Origin of the sequence: Rhizobium sp. 62_C5_N11_2 (assembly GCF_051811185.1) — a bacterium.
GTDB classification, from domain to species: domain Bacteria; phylum Pseudomonadota; class Alphaproteobacteria; order Rhizobiales; family Rhizobiaceae; genus Rhizobium; species Rhizobium leguminosarum.
In genome coordinates this window covers 2371793-2388656 of sequence record NZ_JBPWPW010000001.1, presented here as the reverse complement: position 1 = coordinate 2388656, position 16864 = coordinate 2371793, and the positions used below count along the sequence as shown (strand labels likewise).

Here is a 16864-nt window from a genome sequence, read left to right as displayed (position 1 = left end):
GCAATTGCGGCGAAAAGCCGGCGGCTGGGACAAATTTTTATGACGTAAGTCTCTGATAAATGACGATATTTTAGGTAGAGTAAGTCGTGTTGGCGGAGTTGCTTCCTCTGGCCGGCCATTGCCCGGTCGCCAAGGCCGGTTGACTTCACCTCTGAGCTTGCCTAACCATCCCTCAACGGATGGTCGCCCGACCATCCCGACATAACGGATGGTTCCGGATCGGTGTTACGCCCTTCCGGATGAAAAGGGAATGTGACGCGGCGGACCCAAGCCGGGCGCCTTCATCACAGCCGACCCCGCGACTGTAGAGCGGTCAGGGTCTTCCATCCGGCGTTAAGCCCTTTCTGCCGGCAGCCTGCAATCGTGCAGGCGGGCGGGACGGGCGGCATGCCGGAAAAGCCACTGGATATGCATGGTGATCAACCGGGGTCGGACGCCTCTCAAGTCTACGAATCGTCCACCTTTTCACTGATGCAGCCGGGAAGGCGAGGATGATCCGCTGGCACGATCAGGGCGACCGGTTTCCGGTCTGCCCCGATCGCGGCCGATAACCGCGAGCCAGGAGACCTGCCATGCGTGCCGGGCGCGAAGCCCACACCTGGGCACTATGCCCGTTGCCAGCACGGAGGTTGTCTTGGCTGAACGATTGAATTCAGCGCAGCCTGGTGCGGCGCGATTTGGCGGGGCCTTACAGCCGCCGGCGTCTTCCGTAGCGGCTTGCGCGGCATCTATTCAGAAGGCAACGCCGGCATGACGGCTGCCCCCTCCAACACTGTCTTCATCCTCGGCGGCGCGCGCTCCGGCAAGTCCAGGTTCGCCGAATCCCTCGTCACCGCGACCGATCTGGATCGCCACTACCTTGCCACCGGGCGGGCCTGGGACGAGGAGATGCAGGCGCGCATAACGCAACACAAGGCCGATCGCGGTCCGTCCTGGACGACGCATGAGGAGCCGCTCGATCTTGTCGGCAAGCTTACCGACATCGATGGCGAAGGGCGCATCGTGCTGATCGATTGCCTGACGCTCTGGGTCACCAATCTGATGATCGAGGAGCGTGAGATGGCGGTGGAATTTGCCGCACTTGCCGATTTCCTGCCCGCCGCGAAGGCGCGGCTCGTTTTCGTTTCCAACGAGGTCGGTCTCGGCATCGTGCCGGATAATCGCATGGCGCGGGATTTTCGCGATCATGCCGGCCGGCTGCACCAATCGATCGCGGCGAAGGCCGCCGAAGTCTATTTCATCGCGGCAGGCCTGCCGCTGAAAATGAAGGGTTAAGTCCATGAACCAGCAGAAGATTCCCGCAACCGTCATCACCGGCTTCCTCGGTGCCGGCAAAACGACGATGATCCGCAACCTGCTGACCAATGCCGGCGGCAAGAAGATTGCGCTGATTATCAACGAATTCGGCGATCTCGGCGTCGACGGCGACGTGCTGAAGGGCTGCGGTGCGGAGAATTGCACTGAGGACGACATTATCGAGCTCACCAATGGCTGCATCTGCTGCACGGTCGCGGACGACTTCATCCCGACGATGACGAAGCTGCTCGAACGCGAACAGCGGCCCGACCATATCGTCATCGAAACCTCGGGCCTTGCTTTGCCGCAGCCGCTGGTCGCCGCCTTCAACTGGCCCGACATTCGCACCCAGGTGACCGTCGACGGTGTCATCACGGTGGTCGATAGTGCTGCCGTTGCCGCCGGCCGTTTCGCCGACGACCATGATGCCGTCGATGCGCGCCGTGCCGAGGATGAATCGCTCGATCACGAAAGCCCGATCGAGGAGCTGTTCGAGGACCAGCTCACCTGCGCCGACCTCATCGTGCTCAACAAGACCGACTTGATCGACGCCGCGGGCCTTATCAGGGTGCGCGACGAGGTCGCCTCCCGCACGGTGCGCAAGCCCGTGATGATCGAGGCGAGAAATGGCGAGGTGTCAGCCGGCATCTTGCTCGGCCTTGGCATCGGCACGGAGGACGATGTCGCCAATCGCAAGTCGCATCACGAGCTGGAGCATGAGGATGGCGCGCCGCACGATCACGACGAATTCGACAGCTTTGTCGTCGATCTCGGAGCCATTGCCGATCCCGCCGGTTTCGTCGAAGCGCTGAAGGACATCATATCAGCCCATGACGTGCTGCGTCTCAAGGGTTTCGTCGACGTTTCAGGCAAGCCGATGCGTTTGCAGCTCCAGGCCGTCGGCAGCCGCATCGACCATTATTTCGACCGCGCCTGGGCAGCCGGAGAAAAGCGCGGCACACGCCTCGTTGTCATTGGCCTGCACGAAATGGACCAGGACGCGGTGAGGGCGGCGATCGAAGCGCTGGCATAGACCGATGCATCTGCTTCTGGCCCAGCAGGGAACGATCAGCGACGGCGAGGAGGCAATCGACCTTGGGCAGACGCCGGGCGATATCCTGTTCCTGTCGGCGGCCGACAGCGAGCTTGCCGCGATCGCAGCCGCCCATCGCGATCGCCGGACAGCACCTTCGCTGAGGCTCGCCAGTCTGATGAGCCTCAAGCATCCGATGTCGGTCGATACCTATGTCGAGCGCACCGCGCGGCATGCGAAGCTGATCATCGTGCGTGCGCTCGGCGGCGCCAGCTATTTCCACTATGCGCTGGAAGCGCTGCATGCGGCTGCGGCTCGCGCCGGTGCACTGATTGCGGTCTTGCCGGGTGATGCCAGGCCAGATGCGGGGCTGGTTCCTTTCTCCAATGTTGATCTCGACGATCTCAACGCGCTCTGGGCCTATCTGATCGAGGGCGGCGATGCTAATGCGCGGGCGTTTCTCGATTATGCCGGGGCGATGCTGTCGGGCACAGATAAGCCGGCACCGGCTGTGCCTTTGATGAAGGCAGGTATTTGGTGGCCGGGGCGGGGGTTGATCGGGGTCGAGGAGTGGCGGCGGGTCGTTTTAGATATGTCTTCGGGTGCGGGGATGGTAGCGGAGGAGGGATTTGAATCCCCTACAGTCGCCATCAGCTTCTACCGCGCCCTGGTGCAGAGCGGCGAGACCGGGCCGATCGAAGCGCTTGTCGAGGCGCTGGCCGCACTCGGCCTCCGGCCGCTGCCGGTCTTTGCCTATAGCCTCAAGGATCCCATCTCCACCGGCATTCTCGAAAGCGTGTTTTCGGCGCTGAAACCCGACGTTGTCATCAACACGACGGGCTTTGCGGTCTCGGCACCGGGTGCGGACCGGCAGCCGACGGTGCTGGAAGCGAATGAGGCGATCGTGCTGCAGGCGATCCTGTCGGCCTCGTCGAAGGAGGCATGGGCGGCTTCTCCGCAGGGCTTGTCGGCGCGCGATCTCGGCATGAACGTGGCACTGCCTGAAGTCGATGGCCGGGTGCTGGCGCGGGCGGTCTCCTTCAAGACGGCGGCGCGCTACGATGCGCTGGTCGAGACGAACATCGTCGCCAGCCAGGCCGATGCCGGCCGGGTGCGCTATACGGCTGAGCTTGCCGCCAATTGGGCGCGGCTGCGGAAGACTTTCGCCGGCGACCGGCGCATCGCGCTCGTCATGGCGAACTATCCGAACCGCGACGGCCGGCTCGGAAACGGCGTCGGCTTGGATACGCCGGCCGGCACCGTCGAGGTGCTTCGCGCCATGCGATCGGCGGGTTATCCGGTCGCCGAGATTCCCGCCGACGGCGATGCGCTGATCCGCCACCTGATGGAAGGACCGACCAATTCCGGTTCCGACGGAAAGATCATCCGCGAGACGCTTTCCCTGAGTCTGTACAACAGCTTCCTGGAATCGCTTCCCAGTAAGATTCAGGATGAGGTGAGAGCCCGCTGGGGCGATCCCGAAGATGATCCGTATTTTCGCGAAAGCGTCTTCGCCCTGCCTTTTGCGCGCTTCGGCGAGGTGCTCGTCGGCATCCAGCCAGCACGCGGCTATAATATCGATCCGAAAGAGAGTTATCATTCGCCGGATCTCGTGCCGCCGCACGGTTATCTCGCCTTCTACGCTTTCCTGCGCCGCGAGTTCGGCGCGCATGCCGTCATACATATGGGCAAGCACGGCAATCTCGAATGGCTGCCGGGCAAGGCGCTGGCGCTGTCAGAAAGCTGTTATCCCGAGGCGATCCTCGGGCCGCTGCCGCATCTCTATCCCTTCATCGTCAACGATCCGGGCGAGGGCACGCAAGCCAAGCGCCGAAGTGCGGCCGTCATCATCGATCATCTGACGCCGCCGTTGACGCGAGCCGAAAGCTACGGGCCGCTGAAGGATCTGGAGGCGCTGGTCGACGAATATTACGAGGCGTCGGGCGGCGATCCCCGCCGTATCCGGCTGCTCAGCCGCCAGATCCTCGAGCTCGTTGCCGATATCGGCCTCGACCGTGATGCCGGTATCGCGAGCGGCGAAAGCGAGGGCGAGGCGCTGAAGAAGCTCGACGCCTATCTCTGCGACCTCAAGGAGATGCAGATCCGCGATGGACTGCATGTGTTCGGGGTCTCGCCTGAAGGACGGCTCTTGACTGACCTGACCGTGGCGCTGGCGCGGGTGCCGCGCGGGCTGGGCGAGGGCGGTGATGCGAGTTTGCAGCGGGCGATCGCGGCGGATGCGGGATTGGGCGGCGGCGTGCGGGGTGCCTCCTCCTTCGACCCTCTCGACACCGACATGGCTGCCGTTTGGGCCGGTCCACGTCCTGATATCCTCGCAGATGTTCTCGATGCCCCATGGCGAACCAACGGAGACACTGTCGAGCGCATCGAACTACTCTCGGCGAAGTTCGTTTCCGGCGAGAGCAAATGCCCCGAGGACTGGAAGGCGACACGGGCGGTGCTCTCCGAGATCGAGATCCGCCTCAAACCCTCCATCCTCGCCTGTGGCCCGGCCGAGATCGAAGGTTTGCTAAAAGGGCTCGACGGCCGGTTCGTGGCGCCCGGACCCTCCGGGGCACCAACACGCGGGCGGCCCGATGTGCTGCCCACCGGCCGCAATTTCTATTCGGTCGATAGCCGCGCCGTGCCGACGCCGGCCGCCTACGAGCTCGGCAAAAAATCGGCGGAACTGCTGGTGCGCCGCTATGTGCAGGATCATGGCGAGTGGCCTGTCTCCTTCGGGTTGACGGCCTGGGGCACGTCAAACATGCGCACCGGCGGCGACGATATCGCCCAGGCGCTGGCGCTGATCGGCGTCAAGCCGCTCTGGGACATGAGTTCGCGCCGTGTCACCGGCTACGAGATCATTCCGCCGGCGATGCTCGGGCGGCCGCGCGTTGACGTGACGCTCCGGATTTCCGGCTTCTTCCGCGATGCCTTTCCCGAGCAGATCGCGCTGTTCGACAAGGCAATCCGTGCCGTCGGCGCGCTTGAAGAGGACGAGGCCGACAATCCGATCGCAACACGCATGCGCGGCGAGGCGGCAAGGCTTGGCGCCGTCGGTCTGGACGAAGTCTCGGCAAAGCGCCGGGCGGGTTACCGCGTCTTCGGCTCGAAGCCCGGCGCCTATGGCGCCGGCCTGCAGGCGCTGATCGATGAAAAGGGCTGGGAGCGGCGCGCCGATCTCGCCGAGGCCTATCTCGTCTGGGGCAGCTATGCCTATGGCGCAGGCGAGGAGGGCAGGGCCGAACGCGGCTTGTTCGAGGAGCGGCTGCGCTCGGTGCAGGCTGTGATCCAGAACCAGGACAATCGCGAGCACGACCTGCTCGACAGCGACGACTATTACCAGTTCGAGGGCGGCATGGCCGCCGCCGCCGAGCAGCTCGCCGGCGCGCGCCCTTCGATCTATCATAACGACCATTCCAGGCCGGAAAATCCGGTGATCCGCTCGCTGGAAGAGGAGATCGGCCGCGTCGTGCGCGGGCGCGTCGTCAATCCGAAATGGATCGCAGGCGTTATGCGCCATGGCTACAAGGGAGCGGCAGAGATTGCCGCCACCGTCGACTATCTCTTCGCTTTTTCGGCGACGACGGGTGCGGTCGGCGCGCATCATTTCGAGGCCGTTTATCAGGCCTTCGTCGCCGATGCCGGCGTGCGCGATTTCATGATCGAGAAGAATCCGGCTGCATATAACGAGATGAAGGAGCGGCTGCTTGAAGCAATCGACCGCAGTCTCTGGACGCCGCGCAGCAATTCGGCCCGGTTCGACCTGGCCGCCAGACAACAGAATGAGGTGAACCAATGAGCGACGAGACCACGAACAGCGAGATCGGAGAAGCCGGGAGCGGCAAGGACGACGCCCGCCACGCCGAGAAGATGGCGAAGAAGAAGGCCGCGCGCGACAAGATCATGGCGACCAAGACCGACGGCAAGGGCCTGATCATCGTCCATACCGGCAAAGGCAAGGGTAAGTCATCAGCCGCCTTCGGGATGATCTTCCGCCATATCGCCCACGGTAAGCCGTCGGCCGTCGTGCAGTTCATCAAGGGCGCGATGTGGACCGGCGAACGCGACCTGATCGAGAAGCATTTCTCCGATCTCTGCCAGTTCCACACGATGGGCGAGGGTTTCACCTGGGAAACGCAGGACCGCGCCCGCGACGTCGCCGCAGCCGCGGCCGCCTGGGAAAAGGCCAAGGAACTGATCCGCGACGAAAGTAATTCCATGGTGCTGCTCGACGAGATCAACATCGCGCTGCGCTACGATTATCTCGACATCAACGATGTCGTCGCCTTCCTGAAGAGCGAGAAGCCCGCCATGACGCATGTCGTGCTGACCGGCCGGAACGCCAAGGAAGAACTGATCGAAATCGCCGATCTGGTGACCGAGATGGAACTCGTCAAACATCCCTTCCGCTCCGGTATCAAGGGCCAACCGGGCGTCGAGTTTTGAGACGGTCAGTTGAGCGCGAGGCTGCGCAGGATGGCAGCCGTTTCCTCATCCGCCGGAAAGAAAGATTCGACCGCGAGTTCCGACAAAGTGATGTCGACGGGCGTGCCGAAGATCGTTGTTGTCGAGATCAGGGAAAGCAAGCCAGCCTTGGTCCAAAGCTGAAGGGGAACGGCGATGCCGGCATAGTCGGTATGGACCTCGCCAGCAGTTTTAGGCGCTGGATAGGACAACAACTCCTTCAAAAGCTTGTCCAACATTGGATCGCCCGAAGCCGAGAACTGTTGGCGCAGCCTGCCGATAAGGTGGGCGCGCCACTCGGAAAGGTTTTTGATATGGGGCGCCAATCCTTGTGGATGCAGGCTGAGGCGCAGTACGTTGACGGGTGCCGTGAGCAGAGCCTGGTCAGCAACGGCTGAGAGCAGCGGAGCGATGGCCGCATTGGCCGCGATGAGTGTCCAATGGCGGTCGACGGCGATTGCTGGGAAGGGCTCGTGCCCTTTCAGCACTATGTCGATGGCGAGACGGGCCGGTTCCATTGCGGGATCGTCGAGCGCGCGTTCGGCAAAAACAGGAGCGAAACCCGCCGCGAGCAGCAGCGGGTTCCGATCGCGAAGGGGCACGTCGAGCCGTTCGGCAAGATGCAGCAGCATGTCGCGGCTCGGTGTCGAGCGCCCGCTCTCGATGAAGCTCAGATGGCGCTGCGAGATCTCCGCCTCCAGCGCGAGCTCGAGCTGGCTCATGCGGCGACGTTGGCGCCATTCGCGCAAATGGTCTCCAAGCGAGCGGGCGGTCGGCGTCATCAGGCGGCTTCCGGCAGCAAATCTATGAACCCGCGGACGGATTTCAGCTTGCCGCCTTGGAGTTCGGCGAAATCCGTGCCCTTTATCAGCGCTGCGCCATTTTCCGGGCCGAGGCCCCAGGAGAAGCGCAGGTTGTCGCCGTAGCCGTCGGCCGCCCCGATCAGGGCGAAGCGGAAGCCGGGGAAGCGGCTTTGCACGGCCTCGACCAGCGAATTGATCTGCTCATGGCCTTCGCCGCGCATCAGTGGGTCGATATAGGTTGCGGCTTCGCTCCAGCTCTCGGCGATGAGAGCGCGGCGGCGAGCGGCATCCGTCTCATTCCAGATGGCGAGATAGCGCTCTGCGTTGGTGTTTGCTTCGTTCATCGGGTCATCTCCTTCTGATCGCCCATCAGTTCCAGGCAGCCCGATCATGCGGGAAGGCGGTGCACCTTATCAATTACGCCAGAGGTAATGGAAGATGGTCGAGGGTTTGGGTCAGACGCCGAGCCACAGGCGCAGCGGATTTGCCGGGTCGGCGAGCAGCTTTACCGCAAGGGCGACGCAGACGATCACAAGCAGCGGCTTGATGAGCTTTGCGCCGATGCGTATGGCAAGCCGCGAGCCCAGCTGCGCGCCGAGGAATTGGCAGACACCCATCAACAGGCCGATCTTCCAGAGTATCGCGCCGAAGCTTGCGAAGACGATTAGCGCGCCGAAATTCGAGCCGAGATTGAGAAGCTTGGTGTGGGCCGTCGCCTTCAGCATGCCGAAGCCGGCGAGCGTGACGAAGGCCAACATGAAGAAGGAGCCCGTGCCGGGGCCGAAGACGCCGTCATAAAAGCCGATGACAGGTACCAGCGTCAGACCGAAGGCGAAGGGAGTCATGCGGCGGTGGGTGTCGAGGTCGTTGAGGTTCGGCTTGACGGCGAAGAAGACGGCGATCGCCACCAGGAGTACCGGCATGATGGCCTGCAGCACCTGGCCTGGAACGATCGTCGCGAGTGCCGCGCCGAGCGCGCCGCCCATGGTGGCCATCAGCGCCATCGGCAGTTGTTCGGCAAGTTGCACATGGCCCCTGCGGGCATAGGCTATCGTGGCCGAGGCGGCGCCGAAGAGAGACTGCACCTTGTTGGTGCCGAGGGCCTGGAGTGGTGGAATACCTACGATCAGCATGACGGGAACGGTGATGAGGCCGCCGCCGCCGGCAATGGAATCGACGAAACCGGCAAAAAAGGCCGCCGCGCAGAGCAGCGGAAGCAGATGGAAAGCGATATCGGGCAAGGTGGTATTCCGGGGGAGGGACTTCAGACGGCCTTGTTGCATTTGCCGCGCCAAGCTGCAATGGCTGCAACGACACGGGCAGGGCGCATTCGACGGTTTCCATGAGCGATCTCTCTTTCGATACGGCGAGGCACCACGTGCTCGGCCTCGGCTGCGAGCGCGGGACGTCGCCTGCCGAGGTGCTGGCGCTTGCGATCGAGGCGCTCGACGTAGCCGGTATCGGCGCGGCGGAACTCGCAGCCATCGCCTCGATCGACAGCCGAAGACTGGAGCCGGCGATCCTTGCGGTTGCTGCGCATTTTTCCGTGCCTGGCGTCTTCTTCGATGCGCTGCGGCTGGAGGAGGAGACGCCGCGGCTCGCGAATCCCTCTGCGATCGTCTTTGCCCGCGTCGGCTGCCATGGGGTCGCCGAGGCAGCTGCGCTGGCGGCTGCGGGGCCGGATGCCGAGCTTGCTGTCGCCAAGATCAAATCTGCGCATGCGACGGCGGCAGTTGCCCGCAGCGGGTTGCAGAAAGCCTAGTGGGCGTTATGGTGGCGCCAATTCGCGGCACCGTCCGGCAGCTTCACGGTTCACATCTAGAGGATATCTCATGCACAAGGTCATCTATGACACCGACCCTGGCGTCGACGACGCCATGGCGCTTCTCTTCCTGCATCGTCATCCCGAAATCGACCTTCTCGGCATCACCACGGTCTTCGGCAACGCCTCGGTCGAGACGACGACGCGCAATGCGCTCTTCCTCAAGCGTGAATGGAATATACCGGCACCCGTTTCCAAAGGCGCCAGCGTCACTATCGATTCCTCGCGCGCGGAGCGGCCATGGCCCGCCATGGTGCATGGCGAGAACGGCCTCGGTGATATCGACGTGCCCGAGACGATCGACCTGCCGCTCGATCCGCGCCCGGCGCATCGTTTTATCATCGACACGGTGCGCGCCCACCCGGGCGAAGTGCGACTCGTCGCCGTTGGCCGTATGACCAATCTGGCGCTGGCGCTGAAGGAGGATCCCGAGATTGCGACGCTGGCCAAGGACGTCGTCATCATGGGCGGCAATTTCTATGTGCCGGGAAATGTCTCGCCCGTCGCCGAGGCCAATATCCACGGTGATCCTGAGGCTGCCGACATCGTCATGACCGCGCCCTGGAAGGTGGCCGTCATTGGCCTCGACGTCACCGCGATCACCACGATGAGCCGCAGCTATCTCGGCGATATGGCGGCTATGGGCGACAAGGCGGTCAAGCAGCTCGACGCACTCTCGCAGTCCTACATCGATTTCTACAAGCACGCGGTTGAAGACGGCATGATGGTGCATGACAGCTGCGCCTGCGTCTATGTCGTGGTGCCGGAGCTGTTCTCGTCAATATCGGGTGCAGTGCGTGTCGTCTGCGGCGGCATCGCCGATGGCCAGACGATCGTCAGGCCAGATGGGCGGCGTTTTCCGCCTGATGGCGCTTGGGATGGCTTGCCGAGCCAGATCGTCTGCACAGGCATCGAGTCGGAAAGGGTCCTGGACCTCATCCGTAATACGCTGCTTGCAGCCTGACACGCTTGAGGGCCGGCAGCATCGCGGCCGGCCTTCGGGATATATTGTAATATATTCATTGCGTTGTACGGGTTCTCCGAGGATTTGAATCCGACGCTTCACAAAGTGATTCATGATCTTCTCAGCAACTTCAAGTGAGGCGATGGGCGCGGCGTTGACCTTGCCCTTTGCGGGGCCTAGATCAGCAGGATGATCGATGCCGCATTCTCCAATTTTCCGGCGCTTGAGCCGGGCAGCGTCTGGCTCGTCGGCGCCGGTCCCGGCGATCCCGGGCTTTTGACGCTGCTCGCCGCCAAGGCGCTTTCCGAGGCCGACGTCATCGTGCACGACGCTTTGGTCAACGAGGAATGCCTGGCGCTGGCGCGGCCGGAAACGCTTGTGGAATATGCCGGTAAACGCGGCGGCAAGCCTTCGGCGAAGCAGCGCGACATCTCGCTGCGGCTGGTGGAGCTTGCGCGCGCCGGCAAGCGAGTGCTGCGGCTGAAGGGCGGCGATCCTTTCGTCTTCGGTCGCGGCGGCGAAGAGGCGCTGACGCTGGTCGAGCACAACATCCCCTTCCGCATCGTGCCCGGCATCACCGCCGGTATCGGCGGGCTCGCCTATGCCGGCATCCCGGTGACGCATCGCGACATCAACCATGCCGTGACCTTCCTCACCGGCCATGATTCGTCCGGCATCGTGCCCGACAGGATCAACTGGGAGGCGATAGGCCAGGGCTCGCCCGTCATCGTTATGTACATGGCGATGAAGCATATCGCCGAGATCAGCGCCCGGCTGATCGCCGCGGGACGGTTGGCGTCGGAACCCGTCGCCTTCGTCTGCAATGCGGCCACTGGCCGGCAACAGGTGCTGGAAACGACGCTCGGGGAGGCGACCGAGGCCGTCGCTGTCTCCGGGCTGGAGCCGCCGGCGGTGGTCGTCGTCGGTGAGGTGGTCCGGCTCCGAGCCTCGCTCGACTGGCTTGGTGCGCTGGCGGGGCGGCGCCTACAACCCGATCCATTCCGCCGGTCCGGCAAGGTGCGGGCATGAGCGGCCTCCTGATCGCAGCCCCTTCCTCCGGTGCCGGCAAGACGACGGTAACGCTCGGGCTGCTCCGAGCGCTTCGCCGGCGCGGCATCGCGGTCGCGCCCGGCAAGGCCGGCCCTGACTATATCGATCCCGCCTTCCATGCGGCAGCGAGCGGCACGCTCTGTCTGAATTTCGATCCCTGGGCGATGCGCCCGGAGCTGATCTCGGCCAATGCGGCCCTTCACCGTTCCGGCGACCGCATCCTCGTCATCGAGGCGATGATGGGGCTTTTCGATGGGGCGGCCGACGGAAGGGGGACGGCGGCCGATCTGGCGGCCCAGCTTGGGCTTTCCGTGGTGTTGGTCGTCGATGCTTCGCGCATGTCGCAGTCGGTGGCGGCGCTGGTTACTGGTTTTGCCGGTTTCCGTGCCGATGTGCGGGTTGCTGGCGTCATCCTCAACAAGGTCGGCAGCGACCGGCACGAGGCGATGCTGCGGCAGGCGCTCGAAGCTATCCGGATGCCTGTCATCGCCGTCATCGGCAGCGACAAGGCGCTTTCCCTGCCGGAGCGCCATCTCGGCCTCGTCCAGGCCGGCGAACACGCAACCCTCGACAATTTCATCGACCATGCGGCGGATGCCGTCTCCGAGGAATGTAATTTCGAATTCCTGCTGCGCATCGCCAGGCAGGGGCTCAACCGGCCGTCGGCCGCCAATATCGACCGGTTGCCGCCACTGGGTGCCCGCATCGCCGTGGCGCGCGATGTCGCCTTTGCCTTTTCCTACGAGCATATGCTGCTCGGCTGGCGCCGCCGGGGTGCTGCGATTTCCTTCTTCTCGCCGCTTGCCGACGAGGCGCCGGCTGGTGATGCCGATGCGATCTATCTGCCCGGTGGTTATCCCGAGCTGCATGCCGGGCGGCTGGCAGAGGCGCAGAATTTCCGCGCCGGCATGCTCGATGCGGCAGCGCGCGACATCCGGATCTATGGCGAATGCGGCGGCTACATGGTGCTTGGCGAGGGCTTGATCGATGCAAAGGGGCATCGCCATGAAATGCTCGGCCTGCTGCCCGTCGTCACCACCTATGCCGAGCGAAAGCGCCATCTCGGCTATCGCCGTGTTGTGCCCCTCGACGGCGCCTTCTTTGCTCGGATGATGACGGCCCATGAATTCCACTATTCCAGCGTCGTTTCCGAGGGCGAGGGCAAACGGCTTTTTCAGGTGCAGGATGCGCTCGGAACCGATCTGGGCGCCGCTGGTCTCAGGCGCGACCAGGTGGCAGGCTCCTACATGCATCTGATCGATCTTGCCGGAGCTGCAGGATGAGCGCACCGATCGTCCACGGCGGCGGCATCACCGCCGCTGCCGCTACCTTCGGCGGTAGACCGGAAGATTGGCTCGATCTTTCCACGGGCATCAATCCGTGCCCCGTCGCCCTGCCTGACATTCCGGCAAGGGCCTGGCATCGCCTGCCGGACCGGCATCTCCTCGATGAGGCAAGGCGTGCGGCGCGAGATCATTACCGCAGCGGCGAGATCTTGCCGCTGCCGGTGCCAGGTACGCAGTCGGTCATCCAGCTTCTGCCGCGCCTCGTCGAGGCGGATAGGCTGGTTGGCGGCACGGACAACAGTGTCGCGGTGACGGATAACAGGGTTGCCGTGACGGACAACAGGGTTGCCGTGGTATCGCCGACCTATGGCGAGTATGCGCGCGCCTTCGCCTCGGCCGGTTTTGCCGTCGATGCGGTCGACGATATTGCCGCGATCGGAGCCGGACATCGGCTGGCTGTCGTCGTCAATCCGAACAATCCTGATGGGTTGATATGGCCGGCCGAAACGCTGATTGCCCTGCACGACAGGATGAAGGCAGCGGACGGACTTCTCGTCGTCGACGAAGCCTTTGGCGATACCGATCCGGCGCTCAGCCTTGCATCCCGCGCGCCGCAGCTTTCCAATCTGGTGATCTTTCGTTCTTTCGGCAAGTTCTTCGGGCTTGCCGGCCTGCGGCTCGGTTTTGCGATTGCGCGCAGCGATATTCTCGCGCGTTTCGAAGACTGGCTCGGCCCCTGGGCGGTCTCCGGCCCGGCTCTTTCGATTGCAGCTTCGCTGCTGCGCTCGGACGTTTCTCCGATTCGCGGCCGCATCAATGAACGCTGCGCCGGCCTGCATGGGGTGCTGACGGGCGCCGGGTTGCAGCTTTCAGGAGGCACGGCGCTCTTCACCCTTGTCGCCGATGCGAGAGCCGACGACATTTACACACATCTCTGCCGCCATCATATTCTCGTCCGCAAGTTCGACTATGCGCCGGAGTGGCTGCGTTTCGGGCTGCCGCCCGATCCGGCGGCAGACAGGCGGCTTGGCGAAGCCCTTCAGAGATTTGAGCGATGACGATCGACGAAAACCTTCTCGTACTGCTTCTGGCGCTGCTGCTCGACCGGATCGCCGGCGATCCGCAATGGCTGTGGTCGCGGATGCCGCATCCCGTTGTCATGTTCGGCGCGGCGATCTCCTATGCCGAGCGGCAGCTCAACCCGGCAAGCCTCACGGGCTCGCAACGCCGAATGAACGGTATTGCCGCCATCCTGGCGCTGCTTCTTTTGGCGGTGGCCGCAGGCTTCGTGTTCAACCGGTTCTTCGCGCTGTTCGGCCCTGTCGGCATCTTGCTGGAGACCGGGCTGGTGGCGATCTTCCTGGCGCAAAAAAGCCTTGCCGATCACGTCGCGGCCGTCGCTGTCGCCTTACGCCACGAAGGGCTTGCCGGCGGACGAGCCGCCGTTTCCCGCATCGTCGGACGCGATCCCGAGACGCTGGACGAGCCGGCCGTCTGCCGCGCGGCGATCGAAAGCCTTGCCGAGAATTTCTCCGACGGCGTTGTGGCGCCGGCGCTCTGGTATGCCATCTTCGGGCTGCCGGGGCTCTTCGCCTACAAGATGCTGAACACCGCGGATTCGATGATCGGCCATAAGTCTGAAAAATACATCGACTTCGGCTGGGCAGCCGCCCGGCTCGACGATGTCGCCAACTGGCCGGCCGCTCGCCTCTCCATCCTGCTGATTGCCGCCGGCGCCTGGATCCGGCGGGGAACAAGCGCGGGCCGTGAAGCGATCCGCGTGGCGATGCGGGACGGGGCCTTACACCGCTCGCCGAATTCCGGTCGGCCGGAGGCGGCCATGGCGGGTGCGCTGAACGTCCAGCTCGCCGGGCCGCGCATCTATGGCGGCGTCATCGTGCGTGAACCGATGATCAACGACGCCGGCCGCGACGTGGCGACCTCAGGCGACATCGAGGACGGCGTATCGGTGTTCTACGCCAGCTGCATGGTGCTCGCCGGTGTTACGTTCGGGCTGTTTTTGTGTTTTCTGTAGGGTTGTGCCGTGCATGCCCCAGTGGACAGGTCAGGCTCAAACGTTTATTCCGACCGCCTCATATCTCGTCAGACCGGAAGTAGAGCGATGACAGTTCAGGTTGAATTACCGTGCCCGAAGTGCAAGAGCACCAAGATGAAGTTCGAGCGGCCCGAGATCCGGGAGACCGACATCATCACCTGTGCGGCCTGCGGGCATAATCTCGGCACGATGGCCTCAATCCGCGAGAAGATGAACAAGGCCTACCAAGGGCTCAAGAAGCCTTCGGCGGCACGCAAGCTCCAGTGAGCAGGTGCCACTATCTTCCGGCGCTTGCTCCTGCTTTGGCTCGTTAAAATTGTGATTACCATTCGGATTAAAGCAATATAACAAGTATTGCCGTAGTCTCTCTTTCGTGAGGGCGCAATTAAGCTGCGCGAGTTCGAAGAGGGCTATGATGAAGACGATTTTGGCGGCTGCGGCCGCAAGTTTATTGCTGCAGTTTTCTCCCGTTGCCGCTCAGGCAGCAACGCTGGTCGCCAATATCAGCATCGGTAAGCAGATGATGACCGTTTCCGAGAACGGCTTCGTCAAGTATCGCTGGAAGGTTTCGACCGCGCGCAACGGCTATGTCACGCCGACCGGTTCGTGGAGCGCCAAGTGGCTGTCGCGCGATCACCGCTCCAGAAAATACGACAACGCGCCGATGCCCTTTGCCGTCTTCTTCAACGGCGGTTACGCCGTTCACGCCACCTTCGACCTGAAACGCCTGGGTCGGCCGGCCTCGCATGGCTGCGTTCGCCTGCATCCCGACAATGCGGCGCAGTTCTTCTCGCTGGCGCGGCAGGCCGGCCTTGCCAATACCCGCGTCGTGATCACACGCTAATCTCGGATCAGCGCGTGAATCCGGGTTCGGTATCGGATCCTGTTTTACGCGCTAATCTCAGATCAGCGCCTGCCCCCGAAATCGGCAGCTGACCCCAGTTTACGCACTGATCATCCTCTCCAGCTCATCCATGTCGGGGACGATGATATGCCGGAAGTTCTCGATGCGTATGACGCCGCTCTTGCGCAACCTGGTCATCTGGCGGCTGACGGTTTCGATCGTCAGACCGAGGAAATCGGCGATCTCGGCGCGGGATAGCGGCAGGTCGAAGGCGGTGCTTGTGGCGGTTTGCGGTTCGGCATGGGTGGCGATGAGGTGGAGCAGGCTTGCGACCTTCTCCTCGGCGGTGCGCCGGCCGAGCGTCAGCATCCATTCACGCGCCGCATCCAGCTCCTTCAGCGCCTGATCGTGCAGGCTACGCTGCAGTTCCGGCGTTTCCGATATCATGCGGTCGAGCAGGCTGCGCGGGAAGACGCAGATTTCGGCATCGGTCGCAGCCTCGGCCGACAGCGTGCTTTCGCGCACGAAGGGCCTGCCGACGAAATCGGGAGCGAATTGCAGGCCGACGATCTGCTGGCGCCCGTCCGGCATCACCTTGCAGAGCTTCACCACCCCGCGCATGATGTTCGAATAGAAAGAGCTTTCCGACCCTTGTGCGATGATCTCGCAGCCGGCATCGACCTTGCGGCGCAGCGAGTGGCGGCCGAGGTCCTTCAACTGACCGCTCGACAGTACGCCGCAGACGACGCCGTGCCGCGCCTGGCAGGAACGGCAGGCGACGGGGATACCAACCTCGAGAACCCCACTATGTGCGACGTCCATATCCTGATCCCTTCGAAATCCGCATGTGCCGGGCGTAGCTGCGCATGCCGGGCATGCCCTAGACGATTACGCCGCGATTGCGGGTTCGGCTATCCCGATTTCTTCCAGCGCGGCTTGATGATTATCAATTTCGCCGGGATCGCGATTTGATCCAGATCAAAGTTTGCGTGCCCTGGCTGTTATTGAAAGTGCGGCGTCGAGATGAGGCCGTCCGCGGGTTGATTCGGACGGCTTCTTCGCCCTCGCTGGCGAGACGGGTTCTCTGCAGCGGCATCGCCTCGCGCCTTGGGTGACGGCAAAGGCCGGCATTCCATTGCTGTTTAGGCAACACCCAGCCGGCAAATTGCCCCAACGCCGGGACGAAAGCATTGGCTTTTGAAATGGATTTGCCTATGAGGGGGTTTAAATCGTCATTTCA

At 63.3% G+C, this 16864-nt stretch carries 16 protein-coding genes and 1 riboswitch; of the genes, 12 read left to right on the top strand and 4 right to left on the bottom strand.

The genetic code is table 11. From position 1 onward, the window contains the following. The first annotated feature begins 192 nt into the window (after positions 1 to 192). A riboswitch (cobalamin riboswitch) is annotated at positions 193 to 589 on the top strand. Positions 590 to 750: 161 nt separating this feature from the next. Genes cobU through cobO form a run of 4 tightly spaced genes read left to right on the top strand, consistent with a single transcriptional unit; the run spans position 751 to position 6781 of the window. After that, positions 751 to 1275, top strand: a complete 525-nt coding sequence (cobU, locus tag AB8B31_RS12020; RefSeq protein WP_028733104.1) for a bifunctional adenosylcobinamide kinase/adenosylcobinamide-phosphate guanylyltransferase — start codon at positions 751 to 753, stop codon at positions 1273 to 1275. A 4-nt stretch (positions 1276 to 1279) separates the two neighbouring features. Beyond that, entirely contained in the window at positions 1280 to 2329 is a 1050-nt protein-coding gene (cobW, locus tag AB8B31_RS12015; RefSeq protein ID WP_130652576.1) for a cobalamin biosynthesis protein CobW, read from the top strand. Between the two features lie 4 nt (positions 2330 to 2333). Then, a complete protein-coding gene (gene cobN / locus AB8B31_RS12010; protein WP_130652575.1) occupies positions 2334 to 6134 on the top strand; it encodes a cobaltochelatase subunit CobN in 3801 nt (1266 codons plus the stop codon). Then, entirely contained in the window at positions 6131 to 6781 is a 651-nt protein-coding gene (gene cobO / locus AB8B31_RS12005; RefSeq protein ID WP_130652574.1) for a cob(I)yrinic acid a,c-diamide adenosyltransferase, read from the top strand. Before cobN ends, cobO begins: the two co-directional genes overlap by 4 nt. 5 nt (positions 6782 to 6786) lie before the next feature. Here cobO and AB8B31_RS12000 read toward each other — a convergent pair whose 3' ends face one another. The 3 genes from AB8B31_RS12000 to AB8B31_RS11990 form a co-directional block, all read right to left on the bottom strand. Next, positions 6787 to 7581 carry a helix-turn-helix domain-containing protein gene (locus tag AB8B31_RS12000; RefSeq protein ID WP_130652573.1) on the bottom strand — a complete coding sequence of 265 codons (795 nt, stop codon included), beginning with the start codon at positions 7579 to 7581 and terminating at the stop codon, positions 6787 to 6789. Beyond that, positions 7581 to 7994, bottom strand: coding sequence for a nuclear transport factor 2 family protein (locus AB8B31_RS11995; protein WP_182563285.1), 414 nt, complete (start codon positions 7992 to 7994; stop codon positions 7581 to 7583). The genes AB8B31_RS12000 and AB8B31_RS11995 overlap by 1 nt, the downstream gene beginning before the upstream one ends. A 63-nt stretch (positions 7995 to 8057) precedes the next feature. Beyond that, complete coding sequence (locus tag AB8B31_RS11990) at positions 8058 to 8843, bottom strand: TSUP family transporter (protein ID WP_130652571.1); 786 nt, start codon at positions 8841 to 8843, stop codon at positions 8058 to 8060. A gap of 101 nt (positions 8844 to 8944) precedes the next feature. On the opposite strand from AB8B31_RS11990, the gene AB8B31_RS11985 reads away from it, so the two are divergent. The 8 genes from AB8B31_RS11985 (at position 8945) to AB8B31_RS11950 (ending at position 15624) form a co-directional block, all read left to right on the top strand. Then, positions 8945 to 9364: a cobalamin biosynthesis protein gene (locus tag AB8B31_RS11985; protein ID WP_018242391.1), complete on the top strand. Its 420-nt coding sequence runs from the start codon at positions 8945 to 8947 to the stop codon at positions 9362 to 9364. A gap of 70 nt (positions 9365 to 9434) precedes the next feature. Continuing rightward, positions 9435 to 10388, top strand: coding sequence for a nucleoside hydrolase (locus AB8B31_RS11980; protein ID WP_130652570.1), 954 nt, complete (start codon positions 9435 to 9437; stop codon positions 10386 to 10388). 189 nt (positions 10389 to 10577) lie between these two features. Further along, positions 10578 to 11417 (top strand): uroporphyrinogen-III C-methyltransferase, encoded by an 840-nt coding sequence (gene cobA / locus AB8B31_RS11975; protein ID WP_130652569.1) that lies wholly within the window; start codon positions 10578 to 10580, stop codon positions 11415 to 11417. Then, the gene (locus AB8B31_RS11970) at positions 11414 to 12721 is read left to right on the top strand and encodes a cobyrinate a,c-diamide synthase (protein WP_018447294.1); all 1308 of its coding nucleotides are present in this window, start codon (positions 11414 to 11416) and stop codon (positions 12719 to 12721) included. The genes cobA and AB8B31_RS11970 overlap by 4 nt, the downstream gene beginning before the upstream one ends. Continuing rightward, positions 12718 to 13782 carry a threonine-phosphate decarboxylase CobD gene (gene cobD / locus AB8B31_RS11965; RefSeq protein ID WP_028733093.1) on the top strand — a complete coding sequence of 355 codons (1065 nt, stop codon included), beginning with the start codon at positions 12718 to 12720 and terminating at the stop codon, positions 13780 to 13782. Before AB8B31_RS11970 ends, cobD begins: the two co-directional genes overlap by 4 nt. Then, on the top strand, positions 13779 to 14759 hold the full coding sequence (gene cbiB, locus AB8B31_RS11960) for an adenosylcobinamide-phosphate synthase CbiB (protein ID WP_018447296.1): 981 nt from the start codon (positions 13779 to 13781) through the stop codon (positions 14757 to 14759). The genes cobD and cbiB overlap by 4 nt, the downstream gene beginning before the upstream one ends. Before the next feature lie 87 nt (positions 14760 to 14846). After that, positions 14847 to 15047, top strand: a complete 201-nt coding sequence (locus AB8B31_RS11955) for an ECs_2282 family putative zinc-binding protein (protein ID WP_018074603.1) — start codon at positions 14847 to 14849, stop codon at positions 15045 to 15047. A gap of 145 nt (positions 15048 to 15192) precedes the next feature. After that, on the top strand, positions 15193 to 15624 hold the full coding sequence (locus AB8B31_RS11950) for a L,D-transpeptidase (RefSeq protein WP_196767180.1): 432 nt from the start codon (positions 15193 to 15195) through the stop codon (positions 15622 to 15624). 99 nt (positions 15625 to 15723) lie between these two features. Here the strand turns inward: AB8B31_RS11950 and AB8B31_RS11945 are convergent, their stop codons facing one another. Next, on the bottom strand, positions 15724 to 16446 hold the full coding sequence (locus tag AB8B31_RS11945) for a Crp/Fnr family transcriptional regulator (RefSeq protein ID WP_018447299.1): 723 nt from the start codon (positions 16444 to 16446) through the stop codon (positions 15724 to 15726). Positions 16447 to 16864 lie beyond the last annotated feature (418 nt).